This window comes from Enterobacter sp. H2G27 (assembly GCF_054403075.1).
On the sequence record NZ_JBSVSI010000001.1, the window covers coordinates 1,718,173 to 1,733,928 of the forward strand.

The 15,756-nt window shown below is 57.0% G+C and carries 12 protein-coding genes and 2 pseudogenes; 4 read left to right on the plus strand and 10 right to left on the minus strand.

Annotation, left to right across the window (positions count from 1 at the left end):
• Nucleotides 1–163: 163 nt before the first annotated feature.
• The 3 genes and pseudogenes from ACW9E7_RS08200 to ACW9E7_RS08210 form a co-directional block, all read right to left on the minus strand.
• Nucleotides 164–1,735 carry an O-antigen ligase family protein gene (locus tag ACW9E7_RS08200; RefSeq protein WP_458727549.1) on the minus strand — a complete coding sequence of 524 codons (1,572 nt, stop codon included), beginning with the start codon at nt 1,733–1,735 and terminating at the stop codon, nt 164–166.
• A 414-nt stretch (nt 1,736–2,149) separates the two neighbouring features.
• Nucleotides 2,150–2,328: pseudogene (locus tag ACW9E7_RS08205) on the minus strand (type II toxin-antitoxin system RelE/ParE family toxin).
• Nucleotides 2,329–2,678: 350 nt separating this feature from the next.
• The gene (locus tag ACW9E7_RS08210; protein WP_458727550.1) at nt 2,679–2,870 is read right to left on the minus strand and encodes a hypothetical protein; all 192 of its coding nucleotides are present in this window, start codon (nt 2,868–2,870) and stop codon (nt 2,679–2,681) included.
• Nucleotides 2,871–3,290: 420 nt separating this feature from the next.
• Here ACW9E7_RS08210 and umuC point away from each other — a divergent pair.
• A pseudogene (umuC, locus tag ACW9E7_RS08215) lies at nt 3,291–4,256 on the plus strand (translesion error-prone DNA polymerase V subunit UmuC); the annotation flags it as partial.
• 12 nt (nt 4,257–4,268) lie between these two features.
• Here the strand turns inward: umuC and ACW9E7_RS08220 are convergent.
• Entirely contained in the window at nt 4,269–4,538 is a 270-nt protein-coding gene (locus ACW9E7_RS08220) for a hypothetical protein (RefSeq protein ID WP_458727551.1), read from the minus strand.
• A gap of 82 nt (nt 4,539–4,620) precedes the next feature.
• Nucleotides 4,621–5,508 carry a LysR family transcriptional regulator gene (locus tag ACW9E7_RS08225; RefSeq protein WP_458727552.1) on the minus strand — a complete coding sequence of 296 codons (888 nt, stop codon included), beginning with the start codon at nt 5,506–5,508 and terminating at the stop codon, nt 4,621–4,623.
• 97 nt (nt 5,509–5,605) lie between these two features.
• Between ACW9E7_RS08225 and ACW9E7_RS08230 the strand changes: the two genes are divergently transcribed.
• A complete protein-coding gene (locus ACW9E7_RS08230; protein WP_458727553.1) occupies nt 5,606–6,661 on the plus strand; it encodes an SDR family oxidoreductase in 1,056 nt (351 codons plus the stop codon).
• A gap of 76 nt (nt 6,662–6,737) precedes the next feature.
• The gene (locus ACW9E7_RS08235; RefSeq protein ID WP_045356940.1) at nt 6,738–7,184 is read left to right on the plus strand and encodes a hypothetical protein; all 447 of its coding nucleotides are present in this window, start codon (nt 6,738–6,740) and stop codon (nt 7,182–7,184) included.
• Nucleotides 7,185–7,186: 2 nt separating this feature from the next.
• Here the strand turns inward: ACW9E7_RS08235 and ACW9E7_RS08240 are convergent, their stop codons facing one another.
• Nucleotides 7,187–8,623, minus strand: coding sequence for an aminotransferase-like domain-containing protein (locus tag ACW9E7_RS08240; RefSeq protein WP_047174619.1), 1,437 nt, complete (start codon nt 8,621–8,623; stop codon nt 7,187–7,189).
• A gap of 96 nt (nt 8,624–8,719) precedes the next feature.
• Between ACW9E7_RS08240 and ACW9E7_RS08245 the strand changes: the two genes are divergently transcribed.
• The gene (locus ACW9E7_RS08245; protein WP_134866417.1) at nt 8,720–9,487 is read left to right on the plus strand and encodes an arylamine N-acetyltransferase family protein; all 768 of its coding nucleotides are present in this window, start codon (nt 8,720–8,722) and stop codon (nt 9,485–9,487) included.
• Nucleotides 9,488–9,518: 31 nt separating this feature from the next.
• On the opposite strand, the gene ACW9E7_RS08250 is transcribed toward ACW9E7_RS08245, so the two are convergent.
• The 4 genes from ACW9E7_RS08250 to ACW9E7_RS08265 all read right to left on the minus strand — a co-directional run bounded on the left by ACW9E7_RS08250 (nt 9,519) and on the right by ACW9E7_RS08265 (nt 15,699).
• Entirely contained in the window at nt 9,519–12,587 is a 3,069-nt protein-coding gene (locus ACW9E7_RS08250; protein ID WP_458727554.1) for an efflux RND transporter permease subunit, read from the minus strand.
• Nucleotides 12,584–13,732: an efflux RND transporter periplasmic adaptor subunit gene (locus ACW9E7_RS08255; protein WP_458727555.1), complete on the minus strand. Its 1,149-nt coding sequence runs from the start codon at nt 13,730–13,732 to the stop codon at nt 12,584–12,586. Before ACW9E7_RS08255 ends, ACW9E7_RS08250 begins: the two co-directional genes overlap by 4 nt.
• Nucleotides 13,733–13,810: 78 nt before the next feature.
• The gene (locus ACW9E7_RS08260; RefSeq protein WP_458727556.1) at nt 13,811–15,007 is read right to left on the minus strand and encodes a sensor histidine kinase; all 1,197 of its coding nucleotides are present in this window, start codon (nt 15,005–15,007) and stop codon (nt 13,811–13,813) included.
• Nucleotides 15,004–15,699: a response regulator gene (locus tag ACW9E7_RS08265; protein ID WP_458727557.1), complete on the minus strand. Its 696-nt coding sequence runs from the start codon at nt 15,697–15,699 to the stop codon at nt 15,004–15,006. The genes ACW9E7_RS08260 and ACW9E7_RS08265 overlap by 4 nt, the downstream gene beginning before the upstream one ends.
• Nucleotides 15,700–15,756 lie beyond the last annotated feature (57 nt).

Sequence of the window (15,756 nt, forward strand, 5' to 3'; positions counted from 1 at the left end):
CCATCTTCGCGCCGCGCAAGATAATGATATAAACTACAGGTATAATAATATCGGACCATCAAGGAGAAGGTCCGTTAAGCAATAATTTAGACTGCATTTTATACACGCATCAATATATAAAATCCGCGTATAAAAACGCGGTTTAAATTTTCTGAATGTTCATTTATGGATTAAAACGATCGTCCCATGGCATCAGGCGGTGAGCCTCTGATTTCAAATTTTCCGCATCTGCTCGCCGCTGTAAGAAATAAAGTATATTGATCTGATCGTTATACGCATCTTCTTCCATATGCAGCGTTATCCACTGGCCATTACTTTGAGCATATTTTTCCAGTTCGACCAAATCGCCATGCTCATTGAAATCCGCCAGATGCAAAAGCGTAATATCTCGCTGATAACGCATCTGCATCAGCCATGGGACGTGCAGACGGGTAATAATGTGTGGATCTGCAAGCCGGGCCGTTTCAAAATTCCCCAGCGTGATGCTCGCGCAAAAGAGCTGAATAGAGAGCACTACGCCATATAATGCAACAGCCACGAGTGGCAACCGGAACAGGGTGGGGCGCAGGGTTAAAGCGGGAGCATTCCCTTCGGAGGCTGCCATCAATAGCAGTAAAGCAAAGAAATGCGCTACCGAGTAGTACAGCGGAAACTCCACCTGAGTGTGGAACAGGATCGGAAAAGTTGCTAACAGTGCTGACCACTGCCATATATTTTTGCGGCGACGGCATAGCACAATCCAGCCCCACAGCAGGCAAAGTCCACCTGCCAGCGCCAGCACGCCACCTTCTGCCCATATAAAGAGAGTTTCGTTGTGCGGATGCTGCATCATTTCCCGGCTTGGGTTACCACCGGGTAATGCAGCCATGTAATGCTGGAACGCCGACTCGAACATTCCCAGACCCCAGCCTTGCCATGGGTGTAAGCATATCATGCGCAGCGTGTATTCCAGGGTTAGCCAGCGCTGGCGATTAGAGCTTTCATGGAGCAGCGAAACAATGACTGACTGATGAATCATCAGCGTACCAAGCAGCCCGCCGAGCAGCGGCAGGGTTAGAATTAGCGCCCGCCGCATTCGGGTGGTACGGTGCCGAAAACGCGACTGGCTAAACAGTACTGACGAGCAACCCATTGCCGTGATCCCGCCGATCAAGCCAATGCGGGAGTGAAACATTACAAGGGTTGCCGTCAAAATCATGATGGTTACGCATATCACCATAAACCGCACACGCTCGGCTACCGGCCGATAAAACCCTCGCCGCACATCAGCGAGGAGATAAAGCAGTACTGCAAGTCCGGTCGCAAGAAACGAGGCGGTAACGTTAACCTGTTGAAATATGCCTGGGGCGTAGCCAGCGTATTTTTCTGCCAGCGAATTCAGAGGAAAAGGCAGATATTTTGGGCAGAATAACCCGGCAAGTGACAGCGCACATTCAATAACAGCTGCGGCGGCCAGCAGGTAAAACAGAGCAACGGTTTCCTTTTCGTGAAGAGGTTGCTGCAGAAGCGTAAGATAAGCGAAGAAACCACCCCAGATACCGACAAGTCTTGGCAAGGCGATAGGCAGTGCATCGTGAGAGGACCATAACGCTGGAATGGTAAATAACGCTGCACTTACCAGCATCAGCAAACCTGTAGTGGTGATGCGTACCGTTTTTACCCGCAGGAACAGCCATACCATCATCCCCAATAATGAAATAACACTCCAGCTTAGCAAGTTCATTGGCAGGTTCATGCCATAATCACCGCTGTTCGGCCAGGGGAGATGCATAAGTACCAGCCAATACAGGCTGATAATGAGATACAGGCTTGTGACCTGGATAGTGTCTCGATTGTGAGAAAAGAGAGATGAGTAAGAACGCATAAGAGTTGATGACCTAAAGCTTTATTTTATTTTTTTCATATCTTGTATCTCAAACGATCTTTAGTCCAATTTAGCATTAATGAAGTCTGTTTTACGCTCTGAAAATTTGTTTACATTTGGAATGTAGTGCAGCTATCGGTCATCTGTTCGTATTGGGAAAGTTGAGAAAGGGATGGTTCTTGCGTCAAAAATTAACTGAAGCATATGTGATGCATAACATTTTATACAGATGCGCTTAGAATGATAAGTTTTTAAATTTAATGTAATATTTCTACGGTATCCCGGTTATCTCCAGGGTCCATACCGCGCCGAATCCTGAGACTGACTGAGAATACGAGTGATCGTAATCACCGAATGTGAAGTCACAAAATAGAGCATGGGCTGTTTACCGGTAGAGAACAGATATTTTCTCCCAGCTCTGCGCGATGCGTGAAGATGTCATGAATAGCCAGCACATCAAACACAGCGGCTATACGACCGAAATACGCATCCGTCCGAACTTTCCCTAACTTTCTGAAGCTGTAATGCCAGATAGCCTCCGGAACTTCATCAGCTTTTAGTATCAGCTCAATATCCTTCATTTGCCATCTTGGCCTGACATTCTGCAGGAATGCATACCTGCAAAGCCAAAGTGACTTTTTTGCGACTATGAGTCATGAAATATGTACGGCGACAAATTATTATCGTAAAAGTGCTTTCAGTTCGGTGGTGTCATCCGAGAACAATATTGGCTGAACCACGAACAGTTTTTTCCGGAAGCTTGTATATATCAAGTGCGGTTATTGTAGCGATATTTTTATCAGAAAAACAATATTTAATAATTTCGCCAGATTTTCGCCCACCACCGCGCAAGTGGAACATCTTTAGTCACGACCGCATCCGCAGCCACTACCGCGTTTTCGCGGATAGTGACACTGGTCAGAATCATTGCACACATGCCGATCCAGCCTTCATCTTTAAGCGTGGTATCGCCGTTTGATATGTAGGCTTCCTTTATTGATCCCATTCACGAATATAGGCTTATCCAGTTCGTGAAATGGAGACTGTTTTCGCATGTTCAAATCCGATGTTCAAGAAGTTACTGTAATAACTGCGAGTGCTTTTAATATGAATATTAGGGTGCGAGACGGTCTGAGAAAGGTGTTCCATTTTTGACAAGTGTTTGTCAGTCATTTAGAGGTTTGTAATTATGTTAATTTGGAATTGACCAATAAATATTATGTACCGTGGTTGAAATGAAAATTACTCATTTTTACATTAAGCCATCACTCATACCTGTCTCCTTATCGGGAGAAGTTTTATCCCATGGACATACCTTGATAAGACAGTGTATAGAAGTTATTTTCTATGGACAAAGAAACATCAAATTAACTCTCTGATTTAATTGTTTTTAAAGATTGGCCACAGAGAATCATCTTACCTTTAGATTGATGAGGCGTTCGTGAACGTTTCAGGGGTCAGTCACTGCCTGTCACTGGAAGCGTTTGGTCACCAGATGCGCTCGCAGGTCTTTAAAAATACGGGATTAACCGTTGGCGTCGGTATTGCCCCGACCAAAACGCTGGCGAAGCTGGCCAACTATTCGGCGAAACGGTGGTCCGGCACCGGCGGCGTGGTCGATCTCTCAGGCCGCGAGCGGCAGCGTAAACTGCTGGAAAAGGTTCCGGTAGAGGGGGGGTGGGGGGTAGGCCGACGCATCACGAAAAAGCTCAACGCGATGGGGATCACCACGGCGCTGGAGCTGGCGGAGGCCTCCTCGTGGGTCATTCGCAAACATTTTAACGTGGTGCTGGAGCGTACGGCCCGCGAGCTTCGCGGTGAGCCCTGCCTTGACCTGGAGGAGTTCACCCCCACGAAGCAGCAAATTATCTGTAGCCGTTCGTTTGGACACCGTATTACGCAGTACGAGGAAATGCACCAGGCGATTTGCGCCTACGCGGAACGCGCCGCAGAGAAACTGCGCGGCGAGCATCAATACTGTCGTTTTATCAGCGTGTTTGTGCGCACCAGCCCGCATGCGGACAACGAAATTTATTACGGCAATCAGGCTTCGGTCACCCTGATGACGCCCACCAATGACTCGCGCGATATCATCCGCGCCGCCACGGAAGCGCTGGGGCGGATATGGCTCGACGGGTATCGCTATATGAAGGCCGGGGTCATGCTGGCGGACTTTTTCAGCAGCGGCGTCGCCCAGCTTAACCTGTTTGACGATAATCGCCTGCGCGCCAACAGCGCGGCGCTGATGGAAACGATCGACAGCGTAAATCATTCCGGCAAAGGGAAGATATGGTTTGCCGGGCAGGGTATTGAGAAACCGTGGGCGATGAAGCGGGAAATGTTGTCACCGGCCTATACAACGCGGTACGCCGATTTGCCGGTGGCGAGGTAGAGTATCGTTGCGTTATTTCTTTTGAATCAACCAGGTTGCCGCAGCCGCCAGCGCGCCGATCAGCGGCATTTCGCCCGCACCGGCCAGGAAGTTATGGCGATCGATCTCGTTATTTTTACGGATATCGGCAAGGCGGGTAAGCGCCTCTTTTTCATCCGCGGCGCCGATCTCCTCGAACTGTTTTTCGAACCCCTGGGCGATGAGCTGTTCAGCCGCATCGGTGTTTGCGCTTTCGATTGCTATGAGGTTTGGGCCTTTTTGGAAAAAAAAGTACTCCGGCATAAGTGCTCCAGAAAAAGGGGATACGGTAAAAATACTCTATTCCTGGCGGTTGAAAAATGCACGTAATTTACGGGGGGAATCATCAGCATTTCTTTAGTATTTCAGGCAGTAACTGCTCAATCACGCTGACGACCTTTCTGACGCGCTGCGGAATAAAGCGGGCATCAGGATAAACGGCATAGAGGAAGCGATCGGATAACCGCCAGTTGGGCAGCACCGGTACCAGCGTGCCCGCCTGCAGCGCCCTGGCCACGAGCGGTCGCTGCATGCCGCCGATACCCATGCCGGATTCCAGCGCCTGCAGCAGCGCGTCGCTGGTGTTGGCACGGAAAACGGTATTCACGTTGACCTCGACCGTTTCCTCGTCAGAAATCAGGCGCAGGGGGGCATCCAGCGGAATACCGCTGAACCGTACGTGTGGCAGCGTGGTCAGTTCGCTGACGGTGTGTACCGCCTGAGAACCGGGAGCGGCAAACAGCGCGGCTTCAATACGCGCCAGCACGCGAGCCGCGTGCGCCTGCGGAGGCTCGCTGCTCAGCCGTATCGCGACATCCACGCCCTCCGTCACCAGATCGGCAAGGCGGTCATCCAGGGAAATCATCAGCTGCAGTTCGGGATGCAGGTGCTGTAGCGCCAGCAGATGCGGCAAAATGATCTGCCCCAGGCCGCTCGGCAACTGGACATGGACGCGTCCCTGAACGCGATGATCGGCAGGATGTAAACGCCTTTCCGCTTCCCCCATAGCGTCCAGCACAAGCTGCATATCTCGCCGGTAACGTTCACCCTGTTCGGTCAGCTTCATCGTACGCGTCGTACGGTGCAGCAGCACCACGCCAAGTTCATCCTCAAGCGCCGCGATCTGTTGACTGACGGCGGACTGCTTAATACCGGTCTGACGGGCGGCCGCTGAAAACGAGCCCGCTTCAGCGACGCGTAGAAAGGTAGAAATGGCGGTGAGCTTATTATTCATTTAATGATTCTGCTTATAAGTGCCATCGGTTTCAGGGGATATCTCCAGAAAAAATAATAGATCACACTGCGTCTGTCACCCTTTCCGGAGAAACACCATGAATAAGATGCAGCAACACAACGTCGCCCTGGTCGCGGGGGCCAGCGGCATTGTCGGCAGACAGCTGGTCAATACGCTCCTGCACCATCAGTGGGAGGTGATTGGCCTCAGTCGCCGCGAGGTAACCCATCCGGACGGCATTCCCGTGGTGAACGTCGATTTACTGGATGCGCAGGATACCGCACGGGCGCTGCACGCCCTGAACGGTGTCACCCACATCTTTTACAGCGCCTGGGCGAATGCGGCTAACTGGACGGACATGGTTGAGCCGAACGTCACCATGCTGCGCAATCTGGTCAGCACCCTCGAAACAGCGGCACCTTTGCAGACGATAAGCCTGATGCAGGGGTACAAGGTCTACGGCGCGCATCTGGGGCCGTTTAAAACCCCGGCGCGGGAAAGCGATCCCGACGTACCGGGTGCCGAATTTAACGCCGCGCAGCTCGCGTGGCTCAGCCAGTTTCAGCGGGGAAAACGCTGGCACTGGAATGCCATCAGGCCGGGCGTGGTGGGGAGCGCGGTACCGGGTAATGCCATGAACCTTGCGCTGAGCATCGCCCTGTACGCCTCCCTGTGCAAGGCGCTGGGGTTACCGCTGCGTTTTCCCGGTTCGGAACAGGCATGGCACAGCATCGTTGACCATACCGAGGCCGGGCTGCTGGCCGAGGCCACGGTGTGGGCCGCCGCGTCACCTGCGGCACAGAATCAGGCGTTCAACGTAAACAATGGCGATATCTGGCGCTGGAGCGAGCTGTGGCCGCGCATCGCACGCTGGTTTGAACTGGACTCTGCGCCGCCGGTGAGGCTGTCATTTCATCAGCTGTTTAACGACTATCGCGGCGTATGGCGCGAGCTTGCCGAAGAGCGGCTGGTGGAAGCGGATATTCTGCAGCTGAGCGACGGGCGGTTTGCCGATTTTGTCTTTAGCTGGGATTACGACATGTTCGGTGACGGGAGCAAGCTGCGCAGGGCGGGTTTTACGCAAATGCAGGCGACCGATGAGATGTTTTTCCGCCTGTTCGCGCAGTTGAGAGCCGCGCGGATTATTCCCTGACCGTAAGGGTTGTTGTCATCAACGATCGGCGCGTTATACTCACGCGTTAATAAAAAAGGTATGGTGGGGCAGAGGGATGCACGAGAGTTTAAAAATTATATCAGTCGCGCTGCCCCTCATTGCGCTTTTCATTCTGTTAAGCTTTTTTGTCAGACGCATTCGCCAGGCAAAACGCATCATTTCAGACTGTAACGGGATGAAAAAGATATCTGCCAACCCCTCAATATTTGGCGGGAATGCAGGTAAAACCTGGTTTTATGATGACCTGTTTTTATATGAAGTTAAAAAAAACGCCACCCGTAAGATTGCGCTGGCTAACATCATTAAAATCGGGCCGGGAAATACCGAAATAAATAGCAGACGGGTCTGGATTGTTATTTACCGTGATGGTGCTAATGAAAAGCAAGTACAGTTTTATAACAATCTCACCCTCTGGAATCACAACTTCACGGCTTTTCTGGCAGCGGTAAAAAGTGCCAATCCTGAAGCAGTCGTTAAAGAACGATCAATCCTCAATCTGTGAAATTATCCCTGCCGGGCGGCCAGCTCGTGACACAGCGCTCCAATCTGTTCTACGGCGTTCAGCAGGCGGGGCGTGGGTTCGTTTGCGCAGTTTAGCCGCAGAAAGTGCGTGAGTTCTGCGGCAGGTGAAAACAGGGGGCCAGGGCTGACGCCAATGCCCAGCGCCAGCGCGCGACGATGCACCTCCAGCGCGTTGACCCGCTGAGGCAGTTCAACCCACAGCAGGAAACCGGCAGCGGGTACGTTAACGCGCGTACCGGGCGGAAAGCTCGCCTTGACCTGCGCCACGACGGCGCGAACGCCCTCTGAGATCCGGCGCTTCAGCCGCCGCAGATGGCGATCGTAGTCGCCGCTCGCCAGAACATCGCTCGTCGCCGCTTCCAGCAGCGGGGCGCCAGCCCATTCTCCGGCCATGCGGGCCTGTAAGACCTGCGGGGAGTAGCGTCCGGCGGCGATCCAGCCGATTCGCCATCCGGGCGCAAGCGTTTTAGACAGGGAACTGCAGTAGATCACATTCCCGCTCAGGTCGAACGCCTTGCAGGCCGGAGGGCGTTGCCCCTCGCCGACCAGATCACCGTAAACATCGTCCTCAATTAAAGGAATTTCAGCCTCTTCAAGCAGGGCAACCAGTTCCTGCTTGCGCGCGACGGGCATGCTGGCACCCAAAGGATTTTGCACCGTGGGCGAGGCCAGAACGGCCGCGGGGCGGTGGCAGCGAATAGCGTCCGCCAGCGGTTCCAGCAGCAGGCCTTCTACAGGGTCGGTGGGGATCGCTAAAGCCTTCAGGCCTAAATCCTCCAGCAGCAGGAGCGTACCAAAGTAGGCTGGCTGCTCAATCGCCACGACATCACCCGGCTGGCACACGGCCCGAAGTGCCAGGCGCAGCGCCTGCGTCGCGCCTGCGGTAATAATGAGATCGTCCGCGCCGAACCGGGCTCCCCACTGCGCAGAGCGCGCGGCAATCTTGCTTCGCAAATCCCGCCTTCCCGGAGGCAGGCTGTAGCTCTGTCCATGCGCGTCCAGACGACGGCCCGCAGAGTGCAACGCCCGCTGCAGCGCATCTCCCGGCAGCCACGCGGGATCGGGCAGGGCGGCGCCCAGCGGGATCAGCCGGGCTTCTGCACTGCTGAACAGCGACCGGGCCACGGCGGACATGGTGACGGGGACCGGGCCCGGCGAGGAACGCGCGGGCTCCGCGCGCGGAGGCTGGCTGGTCTGACGGATGTAATAGCCTGAACGCGGGCGCGCAACGATCAGCCCCTCAGCCTCAAGGCAGCGGAGGGCCTCCAGCGCCGTCGGAAGGCTAACGCGCTCGCGTTCGGCCAGTTTGCGCGCGGAGATCATCCTGTCACCGGCGCGCAGCGCGCCGGACGTAATGGTAAAACGCAGCATATCCGCAATACGGCGATAGTGAGGAGAGGACCGGGACGGGGCAGACATGGGGAACTGTTCAGGCTAATTTTCGATAAAACTGACTATACAGCCAATGATGCGCGCCATCTATAGTGTCCGGCATGTTCAGGACAAGGAGGCATTATGCAAAGCGATAACTTCAACATTTCCACCTATTTCAAACGCATAAACTATACCGGACCGGCGGGTGCCGATACGGTCACCCTGCATGCACTCATGCGCCATCAGCTCTTTTCCGTTCCCTTTGAAAATCTGGACGTACAGGCGGGCAAAGTTGTCTCGCTTGCGCCAGACGATATCGCCGATAAGGTGTTAACGCAGGGGCGCGGCGGCTACTGCTATGAGGTAAACGGGCTTTTTGCCATGGCGCTGGAGGCGTTAGGGATCCCTTACCGCTTCGTGGCGGCGCGCCCGATGTTCTACCCCGCGCGGCGGCCGAAAACCCACATGGCGATCGTTGCTGAGGTAGATAGCCGACAGTGGCTTTGCGACCTCGGTTTCGGCAGCTACGGTATTCGTGCGCCGATGGCGCTGGACACGCTTGATGTTGAGATCGTACAGGATTTCGACACGTTCCGACTGAGCCGCAGCGCGGAGGGTGAGTATTTGCTTGAGGCGAAGGTTGAGGGAGAGTGGGCCCGGCAGTACGGCTTTGATCTCACCCCTCAGGAATGGATTGATTTCGTTCCGGCCAACTATCTTAACTCCACGCACCCGGATGCCATCTTTGTGCAGAAGCGGGTGGTGGTGCAGCACAGCCCGGAGGGACGCCAGATTTTGCTGGGGGATGTGCTGAAAACCATCACGGCGAACGGCACTGAAACGCGGCAGCTGGCGGAGGAGGAAATCCGCCATGTCCTGAAAGACCGTTTTGCGCTGACCGCCGCGTAATCTGCCGGGAAACGGTGGAGCCTCAGCGCAGTCAGTCTTCTGCGGCGTTGCGCTGAGCTCCCCGCTGTAACAGCAGGCTAAACGACGCGGGTAACACGGTCAGCGTCACCAGCGTCGCGACCAGCAGCCCGCCGATAATGGCATAGGCCATTGGGCCCCAGAAGACCTGGTGAGAAATGGGGATCATGCCCAGAATGGCGGCGCAGGCGGTCAGACAGATGGGTCTGGCCCGGTGCTCCGCCGCCGCCATAATCGCGGCATCGCTTGTCATCCCCTGAGCAAGATTGCTGTCAACCTCGCTAATCAATATCACCGCGTTACGCGCGATCATCCCCGCCAGAGCGATGACGCCCAGCAGCGCGACAAACCCCATCGGCGTGCCGCCGGGCAGCATAGCCAGCACGATCCCCGGTAAACCAAACGGGGCCATCAGAAGGGCCAGCAGCATCCGGGAATATCGCCGCAGCTGAAGCATCAGCAGCAACAGCATGATGACCAGCGTCACCGGAAGAACGGTAAAGACGGAGCTGTTCCCCTTATCCGATTCGGCGACCGCGCCGCCTTCTTCAATGCTGTAACCTGCCGGCAGGCTCGCGCGCAGTTTATCCACCGTCGGACGCAGCGCGGCGGATACCGCTTCAGCCTTCAGCCCCGGGGCAAGGTCGGTTTGCACCGTGATAAAGGGCACGCGCTGGCGGCGCCAGATGACCGGATCGTCCACGCCCCAGACCGGCGTCGCGACGGCGCTGAGCGGAATTTTTTTACCGCCATTCCCCTGAATCGTGAGCGAGGAGAGGGTGACGGTGCTGTGGCGCGCGCTGTCCTCGGCCCGCAGCACCACGTCGACAAGGCGGTCATTATCTCTGATGGACGTAACAACGCTGCCGGACCAGACGGTATTCAGCGTGCGGGCGAGGCTTTCGGACGATATTCCCGCCGCCCTGGCCGCCGTCTGATTCACCTTAAGGGTGATGACGCTTTCAGGCTCTCCGGCCGTCTGGTTAACGTCGCGTGAGAACGGGGAGCGGCCAATCGCGTCCGTGAGACGGTTCGCAAACGCCCGGACCTGCAGATAATCCGGTCCGCTCACCCGGTATTTGATGGGCCAGCCGACGGGAGGCCCCAGCTCAAGGGGCGACACGCGGGTGATGATGTCGCTAAACTGCGTCGCCAGGATCGTGTTGAGCTGTGCGTGCAGACGATCCCGCGCCGCAAGATCCTTCGCGACCACAACCATCTGGGCGATATTTTCATTTTCCAGCAGCACGTCCATCGGCAGGTAAAAACGGATGGCGCCTGAGCCAACGTACGTCGAAAAGCGATCGATATTGCCGTTGCCGGCCAGCGCTTTTTCCAGCTTTTCCACCTCTCTGAGGGTTTCCGGCTGGGAGGCGTTGGCCGGAAGCGTCAGGCTGACCAGCAGCTCGGGCCGGTCCGAGGCGGGGAAAAACTCGCCCTGCATAAACGTCGTGCCGTACGCTGACAGCCCCAGCGCGGAAAGGGCGAGCAGCACGGTAGCGACTCGGTGACGCAATGCCAGGCGTAAAAGCCGTCCGTACCCGCGCGCGATCCTTCCGGGTCCTGCCGCGTGATGTCTGACTGTTTCCGGCAGCAGCCACGTGCCCGTTAGCGGCGAAAACAGGATCGCGACAACCCAGGAGCAGAGCAGGGCAATGAGCACTACCGCAAAGAGGGAAAAACAGTATTCACCGGCGCTGGAGGCCGCAAAACCAACGGGAATAAAACCGGCAATCATCACCAGAGTCCCGGTTAGCATCGGGAAGGCCGTCGTTTTGAATGCACAGGTGGCCGCGTGTCGACGGGAATCCCCCGCCTCCAGCCGGGAGACCATCGTTTCGACGGCGATCATGGCGTCATCCACCAGCAGGCCCAGGGCAATGATCAGCGCCCCGAGCGAGATACGCTGAAGGCCAATACCTGCGAGCATCATGCCGGCAAACGTCATGGCGAGCACCAGCGGAATGGCCGTCGCCACCACCAGTCCGGCCCGTAAACCCAGCGAGACAAATGAAACCGCCAGCACGATAACAACGGCTTCGATAAGCACCCGGATAAACCCGCTTACCGCGTCACTCACCACCGCGGACTGATCGGCGACTTTTACCATCTCGATACCGTGCGGCAGCCCGGCGCTGAGGGCCGCCATTTTTGCGTTCAGCGCAGCGCCGAAACGCAGCATGTTGCCCGTTGGCGCCATCGACACCGCCAGCCCGATAGCCGGCTTGCCGTTCACCCGGTAGGCCGGAGCCGGTGGCTCGGCGATTTCGCGGGTGACGGTGGCAATATCGGTCAGCGGAATATAGCGATTGTTAACGTACAGCGTGACGGCGCGTAAGCTCTCTTCGGTGGTGAGCGCTCCGCTGACCTTTATCGCCATGTTCTCCTGCCCGGTTCGCATAACGCCAGCCGGGACAACCGCGTTTTGCGCCCGGAGGGCGTCGGCAACTTCCTGAATATCGAGCCCCATACCGGCCAGACGTGCCGGAGAAAAGGCGAGGACCCACTGCTCCTGCTGTTCGCCCAGCAGGGTGGTCTTACCCATATCCGGCAGGGACATGAGCTCGCGACGTATTGTCTCTGCGCGATCCCGCACCTCCCGCAGGGTAAAACCGTCGGGAATAAAGGCATAAATAGTGCCGAACGTGTCGTCAAACTCGTCGTCCACGGCAGGGCCCTGCACCCCGTCAGGCAGGGACGGCGCGATGTCCTGCATTTTTTTGCGAACCTGATACCAGATATCGGGCACGCGTTGCGGGGGCGTATCGTCACGGAGGTTGACGTGGATAACGGTGCGTCCGGCCCGGGTTTCACTTTCGAGATAGTCCAGCCAGGGCGTTTCCTGCAGCTTTTTTTCAAGCGTATCGGTCAGCAGGCGGGTGGTATCCGTCACGGAGGCTCCCGGCCACTGCGCGGAGACGACGGCCGTTTTAATGGTGAATGCCGGATCTTCGTTACGCGGCAGCTTCTCATAGCAGAACACGCCCATCGCAATCACCAGCAGCATGAAAAAGCTGACCATCTGCTGGTTCTTAAGCGCCCAGGCGGAGAGGTTAAATTTGGCTTCCGCTCCGGTACTCATGGCTGAACCTCCCCTGGCACCACCGGCTCGCCGGATCGTAATGTGCTCACGCCCGCCGTAATCACCCTGTCGCCGGGCTCAAGGCCGGAGGCAATCATGACGGAGGAGGCCGTATAGCTCGCGGGCACTACCGCGCGCAGCTGCGCCTGCGACCGCGGGGTAATGACAAAAACGGCCGGTTTGTCGCCGACGCGGGTCAGCGCCGACGCGGGAAGGGTGTACCCGTGCGGGGATGACGATGGCAACGTAACGGTGACGCTGGCGCCCAGCGCCATAGCCTCCGGCGGGTTTTGCAGGGTGGCTCTGACGCGCCACGTGCGGGTCTGAGGATCGGCCTGCGGGGTAATATCCCGCAGCACGGCAGACGCCTGTACCGACGGGTCGCTGAGGAGGGAAACCCGCAATTCTGTCTTATCCAGAGGCGGGATCGCATCCGGAGTAGCAATATCAAACGCCACGTCGCGACCTTCCCCGGTCGCCAGCGTCAGCACGGACTGGCCGTCGCTGACAACCTGCCCCGCTGAGGCGCTCACGGCAGTGATGACGCCCGCTTGTGGCGCGATCAGGCGCGTCCAGCCGAGGCTTTCGCGAGCATTTCGCCACGCGGCCTCGCTGCTTTTTAAGCGCGCGCGGGCGACAAGCCAGTCAGCCCGGGCGCTGTCGAGCTGCGTGCGGGCTATCGCACCCGTTGGCATGAGCTTTTGCATTCGACTAACGTTAAGCGCGGCGACCTGGGCAGAGGCTTTGGCGCCTTCATAGTCGGCCGCGGCGCTGTCGAGCTGGTTTTGCCCGGTCGTATTATCAAGCGTGGCCAGCAGCTGTCCGGCAGTGACCCGGTCGCCAATATCAACGCTGCGCGTCAGTACCCGGCCTCCGGTACGAAAGCTCAGGGTCGTTTCATCGTGGGCATGGATCTCACCGGTTCTTTCCAGCGCGGGAAGGGTCTGGGCGGTCCCGACGACGACGTAGCGTACCGCTCGCGCAGGGTCGGGCTTATTTTCGTGTTTATCACCGCAGCCGGTCAGCGGAAAAATCGCCAGCGCAAGCAGGGCCAGGGGAAGAAAATGCAGCCAGGAAAGGGTGCGCGCCACGCCGTACAAATGATGCAGGCAGTGGCGGAGGGAGAGAAAAAATTCGTCTGACATAACGCCGCTCCATAAAGGGAATGGCGTTATTAAATGCGCGCTACGTCGAGAAAGATTCGACGTTCTGTCAAGGCTTTATCAAGAGTGGATATTTTCATTACCGGACGGGTGCCAGGGCAATACGATGCGTACGGCGAGGCCGCCCGTTTCGGATAATGACGCGCTAATCTCACCCCCATGCGCCTGGCAAATTGCCCGGGCGATGGACAATCCGAGGCCGCTGCCGCCAGAATGCCGCGCGCGGGACTGCTCCTCGCGGCTAAAGCGTTTAAACATTTCCGGTAAAAACTGGGGCGAAACGCCCGGCCCGTCATCGGTGAATTCGAGGATGTAACGCCCGCTGGCGTAACGCAGCGTCACCTCAAGATGTCCGCCCTCGCGCCCGTAGCGTAGTGCATTTTCCATGAGGATGGTAACAACCTGCCCCATGCGGAACGCATCGCCTCTGAACGGGCACGTACGCGGGTTACGCAGCGTAATCGTAAAATGATGCGCTTCGGCCTGCGGCATGATCCAGGCCGCCCGCTCCTGAATCAGCTCATCCAGACAGAACGGCTGGTTCTCCAGCACAAGGTTACCCGCGTCGGCGAGCGAGAGAAGATGGAGCTCATCGGTGAGACGATTGAGGTGCTGGAGCTGTTTCATCACCATGCCCAGCTGTGCCGGGCTGGCATCAAACACGCCGTCCAACATGCCCTGCAGACGACCAATGGCGGCCGTCAGGGGCGAGCGCAGCTCGTGCGCCATCGCGACGTGCGAGGCGCGGAGCTCTTTTTCATAGCGGGCGAGTTGCCCCGTCATGGAGTTAAAGTCGTTTGCAAAGCTGACCATTTCCGCTGGCGCATCCTTGACGAGTTCAGCCTGACGGCCAAACTGCCCGTCGGCTACATCTTTGGCGGCATCGCGAAGACGGCTGAACTGCAGCGCCAGCGGCCGGGCGTGTTTGAGCCCCATCACCACGATAAACGGGATCATCACCAGCACCAGCAGGGCCACCGTAACCCAGTCCGCAGAGGCGATGGATGGCGTGGAATAACTCAGCCCCCACCAGGTATCCACAATGCTGTGGAAGCGGGCCGGATCGGCCTGTGGGTTCTGGCTGAGAGTCAGGAATTCCTGGCGGACCGCCGGTGGCATCCTGCCCATGATCCAGTAGTTCTGGACCGCATAGCGCAGCCACATGCAGGTGGCAATGACGATCACGCTGCCGATAGCCAGAGCCAGGATGCGCGCGCAAATCCAGCGCCACAGAGAGGAGTGCCGGTTTTTTATCATGGCTGTCTGAACCTGTAACCCACGCCGCGAACGTTGATCAGCACGCCGGAGATGCCCGCCGCTTCGAGTTTTTTACGCAGGTTATAAATATGGGTGTCCACCACGCGCTCCAGCGCCTCGCTTTCCGGCAGACAGTGTTCCAGCAGGTACTGACGGGAAAAGGGGCGTGCGGGAGAGCGCAGCAGCGTTGCCAGAAGCGAGAATTCCGTTGGCGTAAGATCGAGCATCACGGGCGCGTCGTCGCCGTTGTCTACGCTCGCCACAATGGCGGCGACATCCACCGCCAGCGTTTGCCAGCGGAGGATCTCTTCGTCAGCCTCTTTTTTACTGCTGCGCCGCAGCACCGCCTGCACCCGAGCCACCACTTCGCCCGGATGATAAGGCTTCACAACGTAATCATCGGCACCGTACCGCAGGGCGCCAATGCGATCGGGAGTATCCCCCATGGCCGTGACCATAATCACCGGCACATCGCTTTTACGACGCAGGCCAGCCAGCACTTCGGTGCCGTTAAGCCCCGGCAGCATCACGTCCAGCAGAATGAGGTCTGGCTTCCACCGCTGTGCTATATCCAGCCCGGAATGACCGTCCCCGGTAATGGTCACGTCGTAATTTTCCCGCCGTAAATAGGCTTCGAGCACGCCGGCCGCATCGGCGTCATCTTCAATAATAAGCACTCTTCTGGACAACATCCGTTCACCTTGACCATTTCTTAACACTATCCCGACGATTCATTGATTCAGCCAAAT